Below are 14845 nucleotides of genomic sequence, written 5' to 3'. Positions count from 1 at the left end.
CTTCTTCAACTAACGGAGCAGGTTAGTTTAACAACAATGGGATAAAATGTAATAAGCATATTATATTTTGGAGGAATCAAAATTAATGAGTAGTCCATCAATAAATGTAGGAGACATTATATTTCAGCTAATATATTTGGTTTTTTTAGCATTAGCCATTATCATAGTCGTTTCCTTTTTCCGTTCAAACAAGAAACACAATCAACTGAACATGATTGAAGAAAAGTTGAACCTTTTAACTGAGGAAATGAAGAAATATAACAAGTAAAAGAACCACTTGGTTTAGTTTTTGACCCTTCAGATTTGTTCAACTAAAGAATTGAAGATCAAGCTGCCATTTAGGCGGCTTTTCTTATTGTGCTAAAGGACAGTTTAGTTTAAGAACCATATTTGTTAAACTTAAGGAAAAGGAAGAAAAGTTGAGGTAAGAAAAATGTATGAATTTAAAGATGAGTCCGAGAGAAAAGAAAAAAAGTTTAAGACATACATTTTTTTATTTGTTATCTCTGTTTTAATAAATACATTCATTGATTTCGATGATTTGGGAATTAAAAGGGAAGTTTATAGCCTCCTATTTTTTTGTGCTATTCTTTATTTTGGACTACGAAGGAAGTTATGGGCTGAAGTTATCATTAAATTTTTCGTTTGGCTAAATATCATTTTATTTTTCCTCATTATAATTGTTAAGGTTTTAGGATTATAGTAAAAAATAATGGTTCTTCAACTAACGGGTGCAAGAGTTGAAGATCGGAGCTGTCATTTTGACGGCTTTTCTATTTGTGCTAACGAAGCAGGTTAGCTTAAGAAGGGGAATAATAACAAACAGAGAATTATTAAGTATATAAAAATACGAGGAATGATTTTAATGGTACAACATATTTCGATTGAGGTTGATTTAGAATCATTGGAAAACAGACAAAACATTACAGGAGATGTATATTTCGTCATTGATTACCATCGTTTTTTTCCTGAAGAAGGATGGTCTGATTTTGTTGTTATTGATCGGCTACACTTAGTTAGACAGAAATTTTAAGGTCAAGTAGAATTAACTATACTAATCAGTTATGAGGAGAATCTACATGACAAAAAAAGTACGTCGATCATTTACCGAAGAATTTAAGCAACAGATTGTGCAACTATATGAAAATGGAAAGCCTCGCAAAGACATAATTCGAGAATATGAGTTAACTCCTTCTTCACTTGATAAGTGGATTAATCAAAGTAAGACCTCTGGATCCTTCAAAGAAAAGGAGAACCTTAGCCCCGACCAGAAAGAGCTGCAGGAACTTAGAAAACGTAATAAGCAATTAGAAATGGAGAATGATATTTTAAAGCAAGCCGCGCTGATACTAGGACGAAAGTAAATGTGATTAAGAACAACCAGCACAAATACTCGATATCAGCAATGTGCAAGGTCCTACAACTCCCTAGAAGTACGTATTATTATGAAGCAAAAGAACGAAAGAATGAAGATGATATAACTTCAGACATCATTGAAATTTTCCATCAAAGCCGCCAAAATTATGGTACGAGAAAGATAAAGCATGAGCTAAAGAAACGAGGGAAATTGGTTTCTCGTCGTCGTATTGGTAGAATTATGAACGAACAAGGACTTGTTTCAGCTTATCCTGTGGCTCAATTCAAACCACATAAGGATAAACCAAATGAAAGTGATCAAGTGAATGAATTAAATCGTGAATTTACACAAGAGGAAGAGTTGACCGTCCTGGTCAGTGACCTAACCTATGTAAGAGTCCATAAAAAATGGCAGTACATATGTGTATTTGTTGATCTCTATAATCGAGAGATAGTTGGATTTAGCACAGGTGAGAACAAAGATGCGCTACTAGTTTATCGTGCTCTATCGTCAATTAAAGGTAATTTGCATACAATTCAAATGTTCCATACTGACAGAGGAAGAGAGTTTAAGAACCAGGTCATTGATGAGGCACTAGAAACGTTTAAAATCAAGCGATCTCTAAGTTTGAAAGGCTGTCCATATGATAACGCAGTAGCAGAAGCAACATTCAAAATCATCAAAACAGAGTTCGTAAAGAAACGTCATTTTGCTAGCTTAGAAGAGTTACACAGTGAGTTTACAGACTATGTGCACTGGTTCAACCACCTACGCATTCATGGTACTTTAGATTATTTAAGTCCTGTGGAATACAAACTTACGCACCTTAAGAAAATTGTCTAGTTTAGTGTTGACAATCCACAGTCAATAATTTCTTGCTTGGACTAACTTCAACAATAGCTGTGACAATCATTCTATATAAAATCATCGAAGTCATGTCAAGGAACGCTGCAGGAGATGCCATTTCATACGGACCTGTAATAGTAAATACTTTAAAAAGCGCCTTACTGTTACCGGCAATGCCTTTTATCCAAAAGATCTTGTTAGAACAAGTCGCCTATAACATGGGGAACTGGATGATTGGAGAAGGAAGTAAGGTTAGCAACGAAAAAATCAATGATATGTTTGATCCAAATAACTTTGACACGCTCCATTTTCAGGGTGCTGCACTCCTTATCTTACTAGCCGTATTTGCTGTAGCATTTATAGCATTCTTATTTTCAGTTGCAGTATTCCATGCAGATATCATGTTCCTATATTTACTATCTCCCTTAGCTTGTGTATCGGTAATTGCTGATGATAATGAATACTTGGGTGTCTGGTGGCGTGAATTACTAAGTCAGATTGTTCCTATTATCGCGAAAATTTTTTTATTCGTAGTCGCACTAAGTATTTTAATCAATGAAAATATTACGTTTCTTAATTTTCTTTTACTAATGGGTTGCTGTATTCTCCTCATTAAGAGTCCGTCTGTACTTAGGAACATGTGGTATTCATCGGGTTCTGGAAGAGGAATGATCGGGGCTATGGGAGGAACAACAAAACTAGTTGCAAGAAGATTTCTATTAAAAAGATAAACAAAGGTGACTCCGAGTCTAACAAACGGGTGCTGGTATAGATCAACAAGCAGTATAAAAGGATCTTCCACTGGAAGATCCTTTTAAGAGCGATTACATAAAACAATTTTAAGAAACTTTCTTTAATTCCTCTGTTAATCGTAGGAATTCTGCTTTATTTTTGTCTCGTAAGGACAGGTCGATTTTCTTTTGAATTTTCTCTTTTCGGAAATCACGTAGGGATTTGTCTAACACCATTTCAGCAATTAGAGAATCCATGACATTTACTTCAGGTTGTGGTGAATTAAGCAAATTCTTTTCCATAAGAAATCAACTCCTTGACCTTTTTTCTATTATACTAATTATTTTCGGACTATTCAAACATTTAAAATTGGTAATTTGAGAGAGCAATAAAATGATACATACCTTATCTACATATTTTGGTTACGAATCAAATCATGAGTATGGTGGAACAATTTGCACTCCACTTGTACGGTTGGGCCATGGCTGGTGCATTATAGCCTAAATATCTTTTCAGCTATGTGAGTTCCTAAAAGAAATCAATAGGGTTGTACAATGATAGATAGTAATACCGGTGCCTACACCTAGTAACAAAAAGAGAGAATTGTGTCCATGGCGTAGGAAAAATGAGACAACGTTAACACAGTTATGGAGGACGTCCTAAAGGAGAAAGAGAGACGCAAGAAGAAATCAGCCGAACCTTTGGGAAGTGGTTAGTCTCGTTCGTGGGAGAGCTAAAGCAGCACTTGTTTGCAATCCTACACAAGTGGCAGAGAAGATGAAGGAATATTCGGCCTTGGTATCGATACATTTGTGCTATCTGGATATCCTCATTTAGAGGAAACATATCAATTCGCTGAGTTAGTATTTCCGCTTTTACCGCTGACAAAAGAGACACCATCAACATAACTCAACAAAACAATCAGCTAATTGGAGAAATCATTGCAAATCAGTATATTCCGGAAACAGTCGATAGGATGGGATTTGTTAATCTCTTAAATATTTTAATAATATAAAAAACATATATGACAACACATAAGTTATATTATTTTATGTTGTATTCGTCAAAATGTATGATATATCTTTATTTAAGTTAACTAAATCATAGTTATAAATTGTGTTGAAGTAAAGCCTATCGAGTATGAGCGGATTGCAATCGTAGATGTTATCGGAGTTGCTGTCGTAGAGTAATATATTACGAGGTGAGTACATGTTTGGAAGGGTTGTTTATAGTGACAATCTCTTCAGAGGTTATTTAATGATAAGAGGCTGAGTAATTTACTTACTAAAATACAATGGACCCCCGTTTTTGGGAGTCCAAAGCATGTAGTAATTTTCCCTGGGGGTCAAGGAATTAACGCCTTTTTATTTTGCTTCTTTAATTACTGGTAAAAAGGGGAAATATGACTAAATTACACCAAACCTTTTATCTAATTGCCTTTTTTAAAATAACTGGTTGAAGTACAAATTTTTTGTTCTATATTATGTCGAATGTGTGAACGTTTCTTGGGTTAATGTCTAAAATGTTGAATTAATTGTCTTCGTTTTTTTACAATATTCATACAGGTGTTTCAGACAGATCTGAAATCAATCTACTTAAACATCAATTTAATTTCTATATATTATTTTAATAATGGATTTTAATCATCTTTGCGTACGATTATACCCAAACTTTCTAATTTATCTATGATCTCTTTTAAAGATTTTTGTCCTAAGTTGCGTAATTTTCTTATATCTTCTTCGGACTTATTAGCTAAGTCATGAATAGTATTAATCCCATTGCGTTTTAAACTGTTAAAAGAACGAACAGAAAGGTCTAAATCCTCAATAGTCAGGTTAAGAATTTCTTTTTCGTTTGAAACTTCTTCTTTTTCCAACATAATAGGGCTATCTTGTAATTCAGGATTAAGTCCTACTAAAATAGAGAGATGTTCCTTAAACACTTTTGCACTTTCAGAAATGGCTTCGCTGGGCCCTATACTCCCATCTGTCCAAAGTTCAAAATATAACCTTTCAAAACTATCCAATTGACCGACACGAGTGTTCTCAACTAAATAACTGGCGCGTGAAATCGGTGTATAGATTGAATCTATTGGTATGGCTCCTACTTGAAGGTCATCACGTTTGTTTTGCTCTGCAGGAACATAACCACGTCCGAGTTTTGCAGTTAGGCGCATTCTAAAATGTACATTTTCTCGAAGTGTAGCAAGATGTAAGTCGGGAATTAAGATCTCTACATCACTATCATGAGAAATATCAGCAGCTGTTATTGTACCAGTTCTATGTACATCAATCATCAATTCTTTCTCATCGTCAGAGAAAATATTCATAGATAATTTTTTTATGTTCAAAATGATGGTTGCTACATCTTCTTCTATCCCTTCAATAGATGAAAATTCATTGTGTACCCCATCTATTTGTATGGAAGTGACAGCGGCACCGGGGAGTGAAGATAAAAGGATGCGACGTAATGAGTTACCAAGTGTCGTTCCAAATCCTCGAATAAGTGGTTCAACTACAAACTTTCCATACTTGTCATCCTCGCTAATCATAATCTTTTCAATTCTTGGTACTTCAATTTTTAACATCCGAATTATACACTCCTTTTCGTCATTAACACCAAAAACAACCTATTATATTTTGTTAATATACTCCAAGTACTATGAGGAATGCTAGTTCAACGGATAAAAAATGTAGTTAACAATAGTTTTTATTGTTCAGCAGCAGGAAAGTTTGAGAGACCGTTAGTTAAGAGTGGCTGCTACGGCCGCCCTATTTTTTACCCTCAAATAGTACTGTAAATTGATTTTGTGACAATCTCTTTAGGAGGTGTATTTCTTTCTAACATTTTAATAATAAATTTTCAACTTTTAAAAGTAACATCATTTGAATTTGGTAGGCGTTAATAGTTTTTGAACAATGCTTCGAGTAAATCACTTGAATCCCACAGTCTAATCGAAAAGCAACTTCTTCATGTTTCTTAGGGTTAGCTCAACGAGTCAGAGTTTGAAATTTGAGCTAATGGAAAAACTCGCTAAACAGAATGATGATTGGAATGTAACTGAGATCATTCAGCATGGTACTGAGATGAAAAAACTGTTATCAGAATTTATTTCTTAGGAGTTTTGTAAGTATATAAAAAATTACATTATGATTGCTTGCTTTACGAATATGATTCATACCTAGCGTTGTCAAAAAAATTGTATAAATGTGAGAATTAGTTGTATTGATTTTTTCAAGAAGACTCAGTCCAATAAAGCAGTCAATGCTTGTTTCGTTAGTTTTTTGTAAAATCCCAGCAACCCATGTGTTGCCACATACACTCCACACATGTTGAGTGCGTGTCGCAACTTATTTTAAAGAAAGGCAATTAACCCATAGACTTACTTCTTTCAAGTAGAAAGTAATGAAAAAGTTATTTATTAAGCAGCCTTAGCCCTGTATTCGTGCTAAGGTTATTTAATTTTTTCTGAAATCTATGTAATTGTAGTACCGTCATAATCAATTTAATATTACTAATTCCCCAAAACATTATTTAGATTATCTAGATTTCCCCAAGTTCTTTTTGCTTAAAAACATAAGTATATCGACAAAAAGTTGAATTTTTATACATATTTAAGCGATAAATTCCCTCATTTTTTATTCGTTTAGCATCAAATTCCCCCAATTTACTATAACAAAAACCTAAAGTAAAATTTAAAAGTAGTAAATTTCCGAAAAAATTCAAAAAAAACAGTCATTTGGGAGGGGAATTGATGATAAGTAGCCAACAAAATTATCGCACAAGGAGTATTTGTCCGTCTAACTTCCTGGTTAAAATCCCTTATCAAGCCTCTAACGAACGCTGGTTCAATAGAGTACGGTTTTTGACGAACCAAGCGGAAACAAGCGGAAACAAGCCAGCCCTTCAAAAGGAATCAGGTTCATTTCTTAACTCTGGACACGTGGAGTGTAGTAGAAGAAATATATGAGCTTATCCCACTTCAAACCTGAATAACATATTTAATTTTTTAAAAATTACTCCTTGTAACTTTCTTATTAAAAATGGACAATAGATATTAATAGTTCGATTCAACACTTTTTTGCAATATTCGCTATATATATCTATTAAGTAAGGGGTAGGGTTATGGAAACAGCAAAAAGAATTGGTATAGAAAATGAACAAGTACGTACCTCGCGTCAGAAGAAATGGATTTTACTTGGGATCCTTGTTCTTTTATTCATTTCTGTGATGTTAAGCATAGCTGTAATAGAAGTTAAAAAAAGTAAATCTAAGCCGTTGGTGCTAATAAATCCAACAGAAAAAAATTTTACTAAAACAAAAACAGTGTCAGGTCGTGTTGTACAAAGTCATGCTGAAACGATTTATTTAAATGCAGCAAAAGGATCTATACAGGAGATTTTTGTAAAAGAAGGGGAAGCAGTTACAAAAGGACAAAAGCTCTTTTCTTATGAAGGCTCAACAGTCGCGGCTGAGCTTGGACAAGCAGAAGTAAATAAAAAGCTAGCAGAAACAAGTGTTACTCAGATGAAAGAGCAAATCACTTCATTAGAGCAGGATATACGAGAAGCTGTGTCAACCACTACAACTGATACAACCAATACAACTGATACAACCAATACAACTGATACAACCAATACAACTGATACAACTGATACAACTGATGCAGTTGATTCAGCTTACATAGCTACTAAAGCTATCACGATCCAGTCACTACAAGCTGAACTAAATAAAGCAAAAGCTGAGCTCCGTACAGCAGAACTAAAAGTAGAAAAAAATACGTTGCAGGCTGAAAAGCTAAAAGCTGAGCTCGAAACATTAACTGTCATCAGCAACACTGCAGGTGTAATATCAAACCTGAACCAAAATGTAGGTCAAGGTTTTCGAGCAAAAGAAAATCAGCAACTAGCAATCATGCAAATCGCTTCTAATGATCCGTTTCAAATTGAAGGAAAGCTCACAGAAGTAGAAAAAGCAAAAATTACATCAGGTCAATCTATTACAGTAACTTCTAAAGTAGTAGCAAATAAGAAATGGAAAGGGAAAATTGCGGAGGTTAGTGATTATCCTACATATAAAACAACTGCAAATAAGGATAAAGATACACAACAAGAAACTATTCCATACTATTCCTTTAAAGCAAGTCTAGATTCACAAAAGGGCCTATATCCTGGCTACTATACCAGGCTTGATGTAGTAGTACAGTCAAAGCAGTTGTTAGCAGTTCCTGAAACGAGCATCATGGGCTTTGGAAAATCGACCTATGTATATGTACAAAAGAAAGGAAAGATTCAGAAACAAAAGGTAGAAACTGGTCAAAATGATGGTAAATGGGTTGCCATACTTACGGGGTTAAAGGAAGAAGACAAATTAGTAGAAAATCCATCCTGGATTGTTCGCTTTGGTACATCTCTTTTTGATTAGTATTTCATAGGTAAATTATGGTAGTTATTGATTAAAAAGAACAAAATATTGCTGTAGACACAAATGTTATTTTTCAAATTAGACATTAAGAAAAGCAAGTATAATGGACATGCCAGTGTAATATTAGCTGGCTTGTTTTTTTATATAGTATTATTTATCAAAGTAACTCACCAATACCCATGTGTTGGCACATACACTCTGGACATATCGAATGCATGAACATTCGAGTGGTAAGTTGGTGGCATGGTGGTGGCAAAATCCAACATCCTGCCACCAATTTAATCTGCCTTAACCTAATTAAACGGAAACTGTAGCCTATTAAATCAGGCATTTCATAACAAAACTGTTATAATCAGATTCGTTTTACTTCCTTGACAGGGAAGGGGTCGTATCCCTCACAGGTCATCAAACAAAGCCCTGGTAACGTTAAGTTATCAAGGCTTTTTCTATTATTATAGATTCAATTTTTGAATAGTTCAGGTGATGGTGGCAGAAATCTGATAAGCTAAAATGAGGTTTTTTGAAACCCGGCATTCATATTAGCCGGCTAGTAAACCGTAGCACCGTCAGCCGTTCTTCCTTAAATAAGCGTTCTTTTTATAATCATGAGCTTTCTGTATTGGAGAAGAATGAAAATCCTTTCCGTCGCACTCAATAGCAATCCGCGGCCCTACAAATGCAATATCAATCCGATATTTACCACAAGGCACTTGCTAGTAACCGCATACCCTGAAATCTCAGGGTAATATAAACGCTGTTCAATCGGGCTTTCAAATTTATATCGCTGCACAATAGCTGGATTTGTCTCTGGATCGGGTCGAATGCCCCCCTTAGATTCCTGAATTTAAGTATTTTCACACGGGAATAAGGGTTGGGTTTATGAACATATAAAAACGCCTTATAAGCGATATAGGGCGTTTGATTAGTTTTGTTAGCTTCTATTGTTTCTTAGTTTTACAACCAGCGCTGTGGGTATTGTCTTGTTTGAAACAAGTTATTATAGATGATTGATATAATAATTAATAGGAAAGTACCCATTACAACCGAAATAAGGAATCCCCATCCTGCTTGGGAGTTAACAGCAACAAAAGCACTAGCAGCTGCAGGAGGGTGAAGCGTTTTGGTAAGGATCATTAAAATTAGTACGATAGCTAATACTAGGCCAATAGTGAATAGACTCTTACCTAATATACTCCAAGTGATAAGTGCTATAGTGGTAGAAAATAAATGTCCTCCAAAAACGTGGCGAGGTTGAGACAGTTGGCCTTTATGAGCACAAAATACAAGCAGACAACTTGCACCCAGAGGACCCAAGGCCATGGGATATCCTAAATTAACCGCTACTAAACCAATGATGATTATTGCAATGAGTCCACCTGTAGCTGAAATAAGAGAATCAATATAATCAATTCTGTCATCTTTTGTAGCTTCGCCCCTCATTTTCTTTAAATATGCTGTTAAACCTATAATTAGTTGATTACTCCAACTTTTCTCCAAACTTTTTTCAGGATTCATAACTTTTTTCCTCTGGCTTTCAAACTAAATTTGGCAAGGGTTTTGTCAGAGTTTTTGCCATAAAAGTTATTTTATACGAAAACTATGAATATTCAAAGAAAAATATATATTCGAATTTTTCGATTACGACCGTTTTTTATCCGCTTCTCATTCTACATACTATATACAACATCAGTTACCGCTTGTGACCTGAGTGCCAGGTTAGCTGAGCTCGATTCCCAGACGGTCCCGCCAACTCAATGTTTCTTACATATTGGTCGGATAAGTTTCACAACGATTTATTTGTACTTTTTTGACGAGTCCGTTGAGACCGTTTAACAAGACCGTGTGAATATAGTTAGTCTGTAGCCTTCTATTATTAAAAAATGTAGGAGGTTTTTGATTTAAAAAAAAAATGAAAAGGTTAGAATGTATTCGAGAAATGATATTTAATTATCATCTACATGAGCTCTAAGGCACCAAAATGTAACGACATGGTTTGCCAATCTTTATAAAAGAATAGTCTGAGGGTACCCAATTTCATTTTCTGTGGTGTAGCGTGCGATGCATGGGTGGCTAACGGATACGTTTAGTTCAACAAGCAGTATAAAGGATCTTCTATATAAGACCTTTTTACATAAAACCATTTTAAGAAACTTTCTTTAATTCCTCTGTTAATCGTATGAATTCTGCTTTATTTTTATCTCTTAAGGACAGGTCGATTTTCTTTTGAATTTTCTCTTTTCGGAAATCACGCAGAGCTTTGTCTAACACCATTTCAGCAAATAGAGAATCCATGACATTAACTTCAGGTTGTGGTGAATTAAGCAAATTCCTTTCCATAAGAAATCAACTCCTTGATCTTTTTTCTATTATACTAACTATTTTCTGACTATTCAAACATTTAAAATTGGTAATTTGAGAGAGAAACAAAATGAAACCTACTTTTATCTACATATTTGGTTACGAATCAATTCATGAGTATGGAGAAACAATGTGTTGGCCGGTCTGTTTCCGGAAATTCGTAACAACCTGTTGCTGCTAGTAACCTTGCTGGGAAATGAATTTACAGGTGCCACTAGTGTTCCGGCACAAATGGCCTGGTCGCTCAGTATAGCAGGTATCTCTGCTGCCCAGGCGAGTAAAGCGTTGGGCACATATTACAAAGGAAAAATTAACATGCATGATTTTATGGTTCTAACTTTGGGCGCTTTTCCCGTTTTTAGCGTAGCAATCCATCTTCGCTCTGCAGGAGCAAGGAAAAATCGCATCTGAAGCGGCCCTGGAAAATTAAGGACGACAATCCGTCGTACGCAGCGTAACCATTGCAGATGGCGATACTTGTGCGGCTGTATTTTAGCGATACCACAGATACTCCTTTGAAGATGGTCCAAACACTGCAAATTGCGGGATATTCGGACAAGGAAGAGGTACTTTCCGCATTAGCAACAGTTTTCCCTGGATCCAGCGCTGACGACCGTATGGCAGCCATTCAGGAGACGTACGGAAACTAAAGCAGAAAAGAGGAGAGCTATGAATCTATCAAGCTATGTAGTGGAGGACGCTGCCTATCAGGCGTGGTTGCTACGCCTTGCGTTTCCACAAGCATTACCCGCTTCCTTGGCGCATGAAATTTTGAGATTTTACTCCGGTTCATCCCCAAGGAATCGATCGTCATGGGAACATTCAAGACCGATTGACTCCTCAATCGGTGAGACTAATTATAAAAGGCAGTTGTGAAAAGGTTGGCTTGAAGCCTGACCATTTTTGAGCTCACAGCCTTCGCTCCGGATTTTATCCCACGGCTGCCAGGTCTGGAAAAACGGAACAACAAATCATGAGGCAGACCCGGCATAAGCGGTCGGATTCATTGCAGCGATATGTAAAAGAGCAAGTCTGTTTGAGGATAATGCAGCCGGTGGTATTGGGCTTTGAAATAATTGAACGCGGCAAAAATAATTCCCGCATTTTCTTAATGTGACTATTTTAATATGACTATCGCTTGACTACCCATCTGTGCCCAAGCTTTAATAAAGTTAGTCTTGTTTATTTTTTGATTTTTATAGCCATAAGGGTTATTAATATAAATATAGTTTTGGTCATAACCGGTAATAACAACACTATGCTCGCTAAACGTAATTCGAATCGGTCCTTGTGGTGTATTCCACAACTGGAAATTAGATACCGGTGCAAAAGTGGTTGTAGTTATAATCCAAACTGGAAGCCCTTGTCCGACATAGCCTAATACTTCAGAAAAAGGCTTCTTCGTTAGGTTAACAGCTCTAGTTCCTACATATTTTTTTGCAAGTGATAAAACTGGGCCATTGTATACAGCTAAACCCGGTCCGTTTGCCATATCACCTACAAACCCTGTATTTGGGTTTCCCCGTAAGCCATTACTATACATCCAAGGAACTTTATTCACCTGGTTTGCTAATGTATTTTTCGTCACTTTAACACCGTGATAGTTTAAAACCATAGCTAAACTGGTCATCTCACATCCATTTTTTAAACGAGGTGCAGCCATTTGATTAAGCAGTGGAACATTCAATACAATGCTGCTGCTTGGAATTTTTGTCCCCAGCGCTTTTGCTGTAACCGGGCCCACAATTCCATCTACTTGTAGATGACGAGCTTTTTGGAATTGCCGGACGGCATTTTCTGTGTTTACTCCAAAGATGCCATCAATTCCTTTTGTGTTGTATCCAAGCGATGTAAGTTTTCTCTGTAGCTCTGTTACAGAAAGTCCCCGGCTACCTCTTTTAAGGATTGCCCCACTTGTACTAACAGGAACAAATGATCCAGATCCTCCGGATACCGCGGATGCGGAACCTGGGGGCACAACCACACCAAAACTAAACACCAGAAGAAACGCCATGGCAAAAAGACTAAACCATTTTCTCTGCAAAATGAATCCCTCCAAATTTCTAATCTGTTTATCCTAGCAAATCTTCCGCATCGACTTTATTTTAGCATTTTTTTCCATTGTATTAGTTTATATCTCATCGACAATTTTTGAATTATATCCATCATTTCAAAAAAGGTTTTCTTCGATTCACTAAATTATTTTTATTTTCAATCTTTAAATAATATTTATTTGACAAGTTTCTCACATAGGTGTAATTTACATATATAGTTATAAATTTATTAGGAGGTTTTTTATAATGGAATTAAACAATGAGTTCTTTACTAATTTTGGTGAATCCCTATTAAACATTTGGACAAACAGTTTGGACAAGGTGACTGCTTCTCAAGAAGAAATAGAAAATCTTTTGCTTCAAGCATTTACAACACAAAAAGATTCATTAGAGAAAATTGCTGGCGGCATGGACTTTATCCAGGAACAACAGAAAAAGTTAATTGAAGAAGTTCGCGATTATGTAAAGGAAAATGTTGAACCAGTTTCCGGTGAACAAGCAAGCCAAACTTTCGAAAAGTGGAATGCTCAACTAGATGAAATAAATAACCGTGTTCAACAGTTAACCTCTACTCCATACAAAGAAAGTTTAAATTTATTAAATCAGTCACAAGAGCAGTTCCAACAATCATATAAAAATCATATCGAACAGCAAAAAAAGATTCGTGATGAGGCTTTAAATCAATTTAAAACTGCACAAAAAGGATTTACGGATTTATTTGAATCCAACACAAAAATGGCATTTAATTTGTTTAAGTAGAACAGCGGATTTTCGCTGTTCTTTTTTACAATATACAAATAATATTTATATCCTACACTTAAGGGGCAATCTGTAACGAAAACGGTCTCCTAAAAAGTTCATTTAATGTTTCTCCTCATAACTACAGTATTTTCCAAATTCCAATTTCTTTTTTATTTGCTGCATATTTCGTTTTGGATAAAGAAAGGATTTCCATTGGAAAGAAAAAATCCGGTTAGCCTGTACTCTTAAATTGAATTATTTAAGGAGAGAACTCAACATGAATCAAATGCAGTGACCCCGAAAAGTTAGACACGATATTTAATTAAGCAGCTATTTGGGTTTGAGTTCGGTATTGCACCGGACTCAAACCTTTTAATTTTGTCTTAATTCTTTTGTTATTGTAATAATCGATATATATTGCTAAATCTTGTTTAAATTGTTCAACACTATCAAACTCTTGTGTATATAAAAATTCCGATTTTAAGATACTAAAGAAGTTCTCTATTACCGCGTTATCGTAACAGTTTCCTTTACGAGACATACTCTGTGTGATGTTATGTTCTTTTAATGCATGTTGGAACTGGGGCATTCTGTAATGCCAGCCTTGATCCGAGTGGATAAGTAACTTGTCATCATCTGTAAGTCGATCAAATGCTTGATCTAGCATCGTTTTAACAAGGGAATATCTTGGTCTTGAATCAATCATATAGGTGATAATTTCACCGTTAAATAAATCTAACATCGGAGAAAGATACAACTTTTCCCCGAATAATTTAAACTCCGTAATATCGGTTACCCACTTCTCATTTGGATTTTCTGCTTCGAAATTTCTATCCAAAATATTCGGTGCTGTTTTACCAACTTCCCCCTTTTACGAGCGATATTTTTTCATACGAACGATACGATTTAATCGCCAGTGTTCGGTACGGAACAAATAGAAATACAGGTATAGCGACTGTTATTAGTAACAACCCAAATACAAAAACCACAATTAATGTTGATTTGGGGAAAAATCATGCAAACCAAACATTCGAAGATGCTACAGGATTTAACGCTGAGCTATTAGAAACCGATAAAAATGGAGTATTAACCGTTCCAGTTAATGGAGTGAAAAATGCACAAGTTCATGGCTATTTAGGTGTATGGGTACCTTCCAATAAAGGCGGAGGTAGACAAATCGATGTCAATTGTTTTTGATAAGTTAGATTTGAGCCACTTTTATATGATTTGATCACATAAAAAATGAGCCACTTAATTTCCAATTCTATAAACCTCTTCTATGATAGAAAGTGACTAAGCTTACTTCATAGAGAGGACGAAAAGGATGATTGAA

The 14845-nt window shown here is 35.5% G+C and carries 18 protein-coding genes and 1 pseudogene; 11 read left to right on the top strand and 8 right to left on the bottom strand.

Annotated features, from left to right (window positions below; all coding sequences use genetic code 11):
* The first annotated feature begins 85 nt into the window (after positions 1 to 85).
* From J7E66_RS14845 to J7E66_RS14830, 4 genes are all read left to right on the top strand, one after another.
* A complete protein-coding gene (locus J7E66_RS14845; RefSeq protein ID WP_251032931.1) occupies positions 86 to 268 on the top strand; it encodes a DUF4083 domain-containing protein in 183 nt (60 codons plus the stop codon).
* Between the two features lie 597 nt (positions 269 to 865).
* Entirely contained in the window at positions 866 to 1033 is a 168-nt protein-coding gene (locus J7E66_RS14840; protein WP_215001255.1) for a hypothetical protein, read from the top strand.
* A gap of 46 nt (positions 1034 to 1079) precedes the next feature.
* Positions 1080 to 2200 (top strand): IS3 family transposase gene (locus J7E66_RS14835; RefSeq protein ID WP_215001253.1). Its coding sequence is split into 2 segments (ribosomal slippage): positions 1080 to 1329 and positions 1329 to 2200, totalling 1122 coding nucleotides; the frame shifts between segments, so codons are not numbered across the junction.
* A 32-nt stretch (positions 2201 to 2232) separates the two neighbouring features.
* A complete protein-coding gene (locus tag J7E66_RS14830) occupies positions 2233 to 2934 on the top strand; it encodes a conjugal transfer protein TrbL family protein (RefSeq protein WP_215001251.1) in 702 nt (233 codons plus the stop codon).
* 108 nt (positions 2935 to 3042) lie between these two features.
* Here the strand turns inward: J7E66_RS14830 and J7E66_RS14825 are convergent, their stop codons facing one another.
* Complete coding sequence (locus J7E66_RS14825) at positions 3043 to 3237, bottom strand: IDEAL domain-containing protein (protein ID WP_215001249.1); 195 nt, start codon at positions 3235 to 3237, stop codon at positions 3043 to 3045.
* Between the two features lie 447 nt (positions 3238 to 3684).
* Here J7E66_RS14825 and J7E66_RS14820 point away from each other — a divergent pair, with 447 nt between their 5' ends.
* The gene (locus J7E66_RS14820; protein WP_215001247.1) at positions 3685 to 3843 is read left to right on the top strand and encodes a hypothetical protein; all 159 of its coding nucleotides are present in this window, start codon (positions 3685 to 3687) and stop codon (positions 3841 to 3843) included.
* 731 nt (positions 3844 to 4574) lie between these two features.
* Here J7E66_RS14820 and J7E66_RS14815 read toward each other — a convergent pair.
* Entirely contained in the window at positions 4575 to 5522 is a 948-nt protein-coding gene (locus J7E66_RS14815; RefSeq protein ID WP_215001245.1) for a DNA-directed RNA polymerase subunit alpha, read from the bottom strand.
* A 1167-nt stretch (positions 5523 to 6689) separates the two neighbouring features.
* Here J7E66_RS14815 and J7E66_RS14810 point away from each other — a divergent pair.
* Positions 6690 to 6905, top strand: a complete 216-nt coding sequence (locus tag J7E66_RS14810) for a hypothetical protein (RefSeq protein ID WP_215001243.1) — start codon at positions 6690 to 6692, stop codon at positions 6903 to 6905.
* Positions 6906 to 7060: 155 nt separating this feature from the next.
* The gene (locus tag J7E66_RS14805; RefSeq protein WP_215001241.1) at positions 7061 to 8359 is read left to right on the top strand and encodes an efflux RND transporter periplasmic adaptor subunit; all 1299 of its coding nucleotides are present in this window, start codon (positions 7061 to 7063) and stop codon (positions 8357 to 8359) included.
* A gap of 566 nt (positions 8360 to 8925) precedes the next feature.
* Here J7E66_RS14805 and J7E66_RS32605 read toward each other — a convergent pair.
* The 3 genes from J7E66_RS32605 to J7E66_RS14790 all read right to left on the bottom strand — a co-directional run bounded on the left by J7E66_RS32605 (position 8926) and on the right by J7E66_RS14790 (position 10696).
* Positions 8926 to 9069: a hypothetical protein gene (locus tag J7E66_RS32605; RefSeq protein ID WP_308162511.1), complete on the bottom strand. Its 144-nt coding sequence runs from the start codon at positions 9067 to 9069 to the stop codon at positions 8926 to 8928.
* A gap of 244 nt (positions 9070 to 9313) precedes the next feature.
* Positions 9314 to 9874, bottom strand: a complete 561-nt coding sequence (locus J7E66_RS14795; RefSeq protein WP_168243896.1) for an HPP family protein — start codon at positions 9872 to 9874, stop codon at positions 9314 to 9316.
* 627 nt (positions 9875 to 10501) lie between these two features.
* Complete coding sequence (locus J7E66_RS14790) at positions 10502 to 10696, bottom strand: IDEAL domain-containing protein (RefSeq protein ID WP_215001239.1); 195 nt, start codon at positions 10694 to 10696, stop codon at positions 10502 to 10504.
* Positions 10697 to 10852: 156 nt separating this feature from the next.
* On the opposite strand from J7E66_RS14790, the gene J7E66_RS14785 reads away from it, so the two are divergent.
* A complete protein-coding gene (locus J7E66_RS14785) occupies positions 10853 to 11128 on the top strand; it encodes a hypothetical protein (RefSeq protein ID WP_215001237.1) in 276 nt (91 codons plus the stop codon).
* A 68-nt stretch (positions 11129 to 11196) separates the two neighbouring features.
* Positions 11197 to 11367: a hypothetical protein gene (locus J7E66_RS14780; RefSeq protein WP_215001235.1), complete on the top strand. Its 171-nt coding sequence runs from the start codon at positions 11197 to 11199 to the stop codon at positions 11365 to 11367.
* A gap of 17 nt (positions 11368 to 11384) precedes the next feature.
* Here the strand turns inward: J7E66_RS14780 and J7E66_RS14775 are convergent, their stop codons facing one another.
* Both J7E66_RS14775 and J7E66_RS14770 read right to left on the bottom strand, forming a co-directional pair.
* Complete coding sequence (locus tag J7E66_RS14775; protein ID WP_215001233.1) at positions 11385 to 11543, bottom strand: hypothetical protein; 159 nt, start codon at positions 11541 to 11543, stop codon at positions 11385 to 11387.
* 291 nt (positions 11544 to 11834) lie between these two features.
* Complete coding sequence (locus tag J7E66_RS14770) at positions 11835 to 12761, bottom strand: C39 family peptidase (RefSeq protein ID WP_215001231.1); 927 nt, start codon at positions 12759 to 12761, stop codon at positions 11835 to 11837.
* Between the two features lie 256 nt (positions 12762 to 13017).
* Between J7E66_RS14770 and J7E66_RS14765 the strand changes: the two genes are divergently transcribed.
* Positions 13018 to 13530, top strand: coding sequence for a hypothetical protein (locus J7E66_RS14765; protein WP_215001229.1), 513 nt, complete (start codon positions 13018 to 13020; stop codon positions 13528 to 13530).
* Positions 13531 to 13834: 304 nt separating this feature from the next.
* On the opposite strand, the pseudogene J7E66_RS14760 reads toward J7E66_RS14765, so the two are convergent.
* Positions 13835 to 14422: pseudogene (locus J7E66_RS14760) on the bottom strand (IS3 family transposase); the annotation flags it as partial.
* Here J7E66_RS14760 and J7E66_RS14755 point away from each other — a divergent pair.
* Positions 14359 to 14709 (top strand): hypothetical protein, encoded by a 351-nt coding sequence (locus tag J7E66_RS14755; RefSeq protein WP_215001263.1) that lies wholly within the window; start codon positions 14359 to 14361, stop codon positions 14707 to 14709. The pseudogene J7E66_RS14760 and the gene J7E66_RS14755 overlap by 64 nt on opposite strands.
* Positions 14710 to 14845: the final 136 nt, after the last annotated feature.

This window comes from Bacillus sp. ISL-7 (genome assembly GCF_018613065.1).
This window is presented reverse-complemented; position numbering and strand designations above follow the sequence as displayed.

Coding starts and splice junctions, on each gene's coding strand:
- J7E66_RS14805 (WP_215001241.1), top strand. CDS start 7,061: ATGGAAACAGCAAAAAGAATTGGTATAGAAAATGAACAAGTACGTACC.
- J7E66_RS14765 (WP_215001229.1), top strand. CDS start 13,018: ATGGAATTAAACAATGAGTTCTTTACTAATTTTGGTGAATCCCTATTA.
- J7E66_RS14825 (WP_215001249.1), bottom strand. CDS start 3,237: ATGGAAAAGAATTTGCTTAATTCACCACAACCTGAAGTAAATGTCATG.
- J7E66_RS14815 (WP_215001245.1), bottom strand. CDS start 5,522: ATGTTAAAAATTGAAGTACCAAGAATTGAAAAGATTATGATTAGCGAG.
- J7E66_RS14795 (WP_168243896.1), bottom strand. CDS start 9,874: ATGAATCCTGAAAAAAGTTTGGAGAAAAGTTGGAGTAATCAACTAATT.
- J7E66_RS14840 (WP_215001255.1), top strand. CDS start 866: ATGGTACAACATATTTCGATTGAGGTTGATTTAGAATCATTGGAAAAC.
- J7E66_RS14810 (WP_215001243.1), top strand. CDS start 6,690: ATGATAAGTAGCCAACAAAATTATCGCACAAGGAGTATTTGTCCGTCT.
- J7E66_RS14845 (WP_251032931.1), top strand. CDS start 86: ATGAGTAGTCCATCAATAAATGTAGGAGACATTATATTTCAGCTAATA.
- J7E66_RS14790 (WP_215001239.1), bottom strand. CDS start 10,696: ATGGAAAGGAATTTGCTTAATTCACCACAACCTGAAGTTAATGTCATG.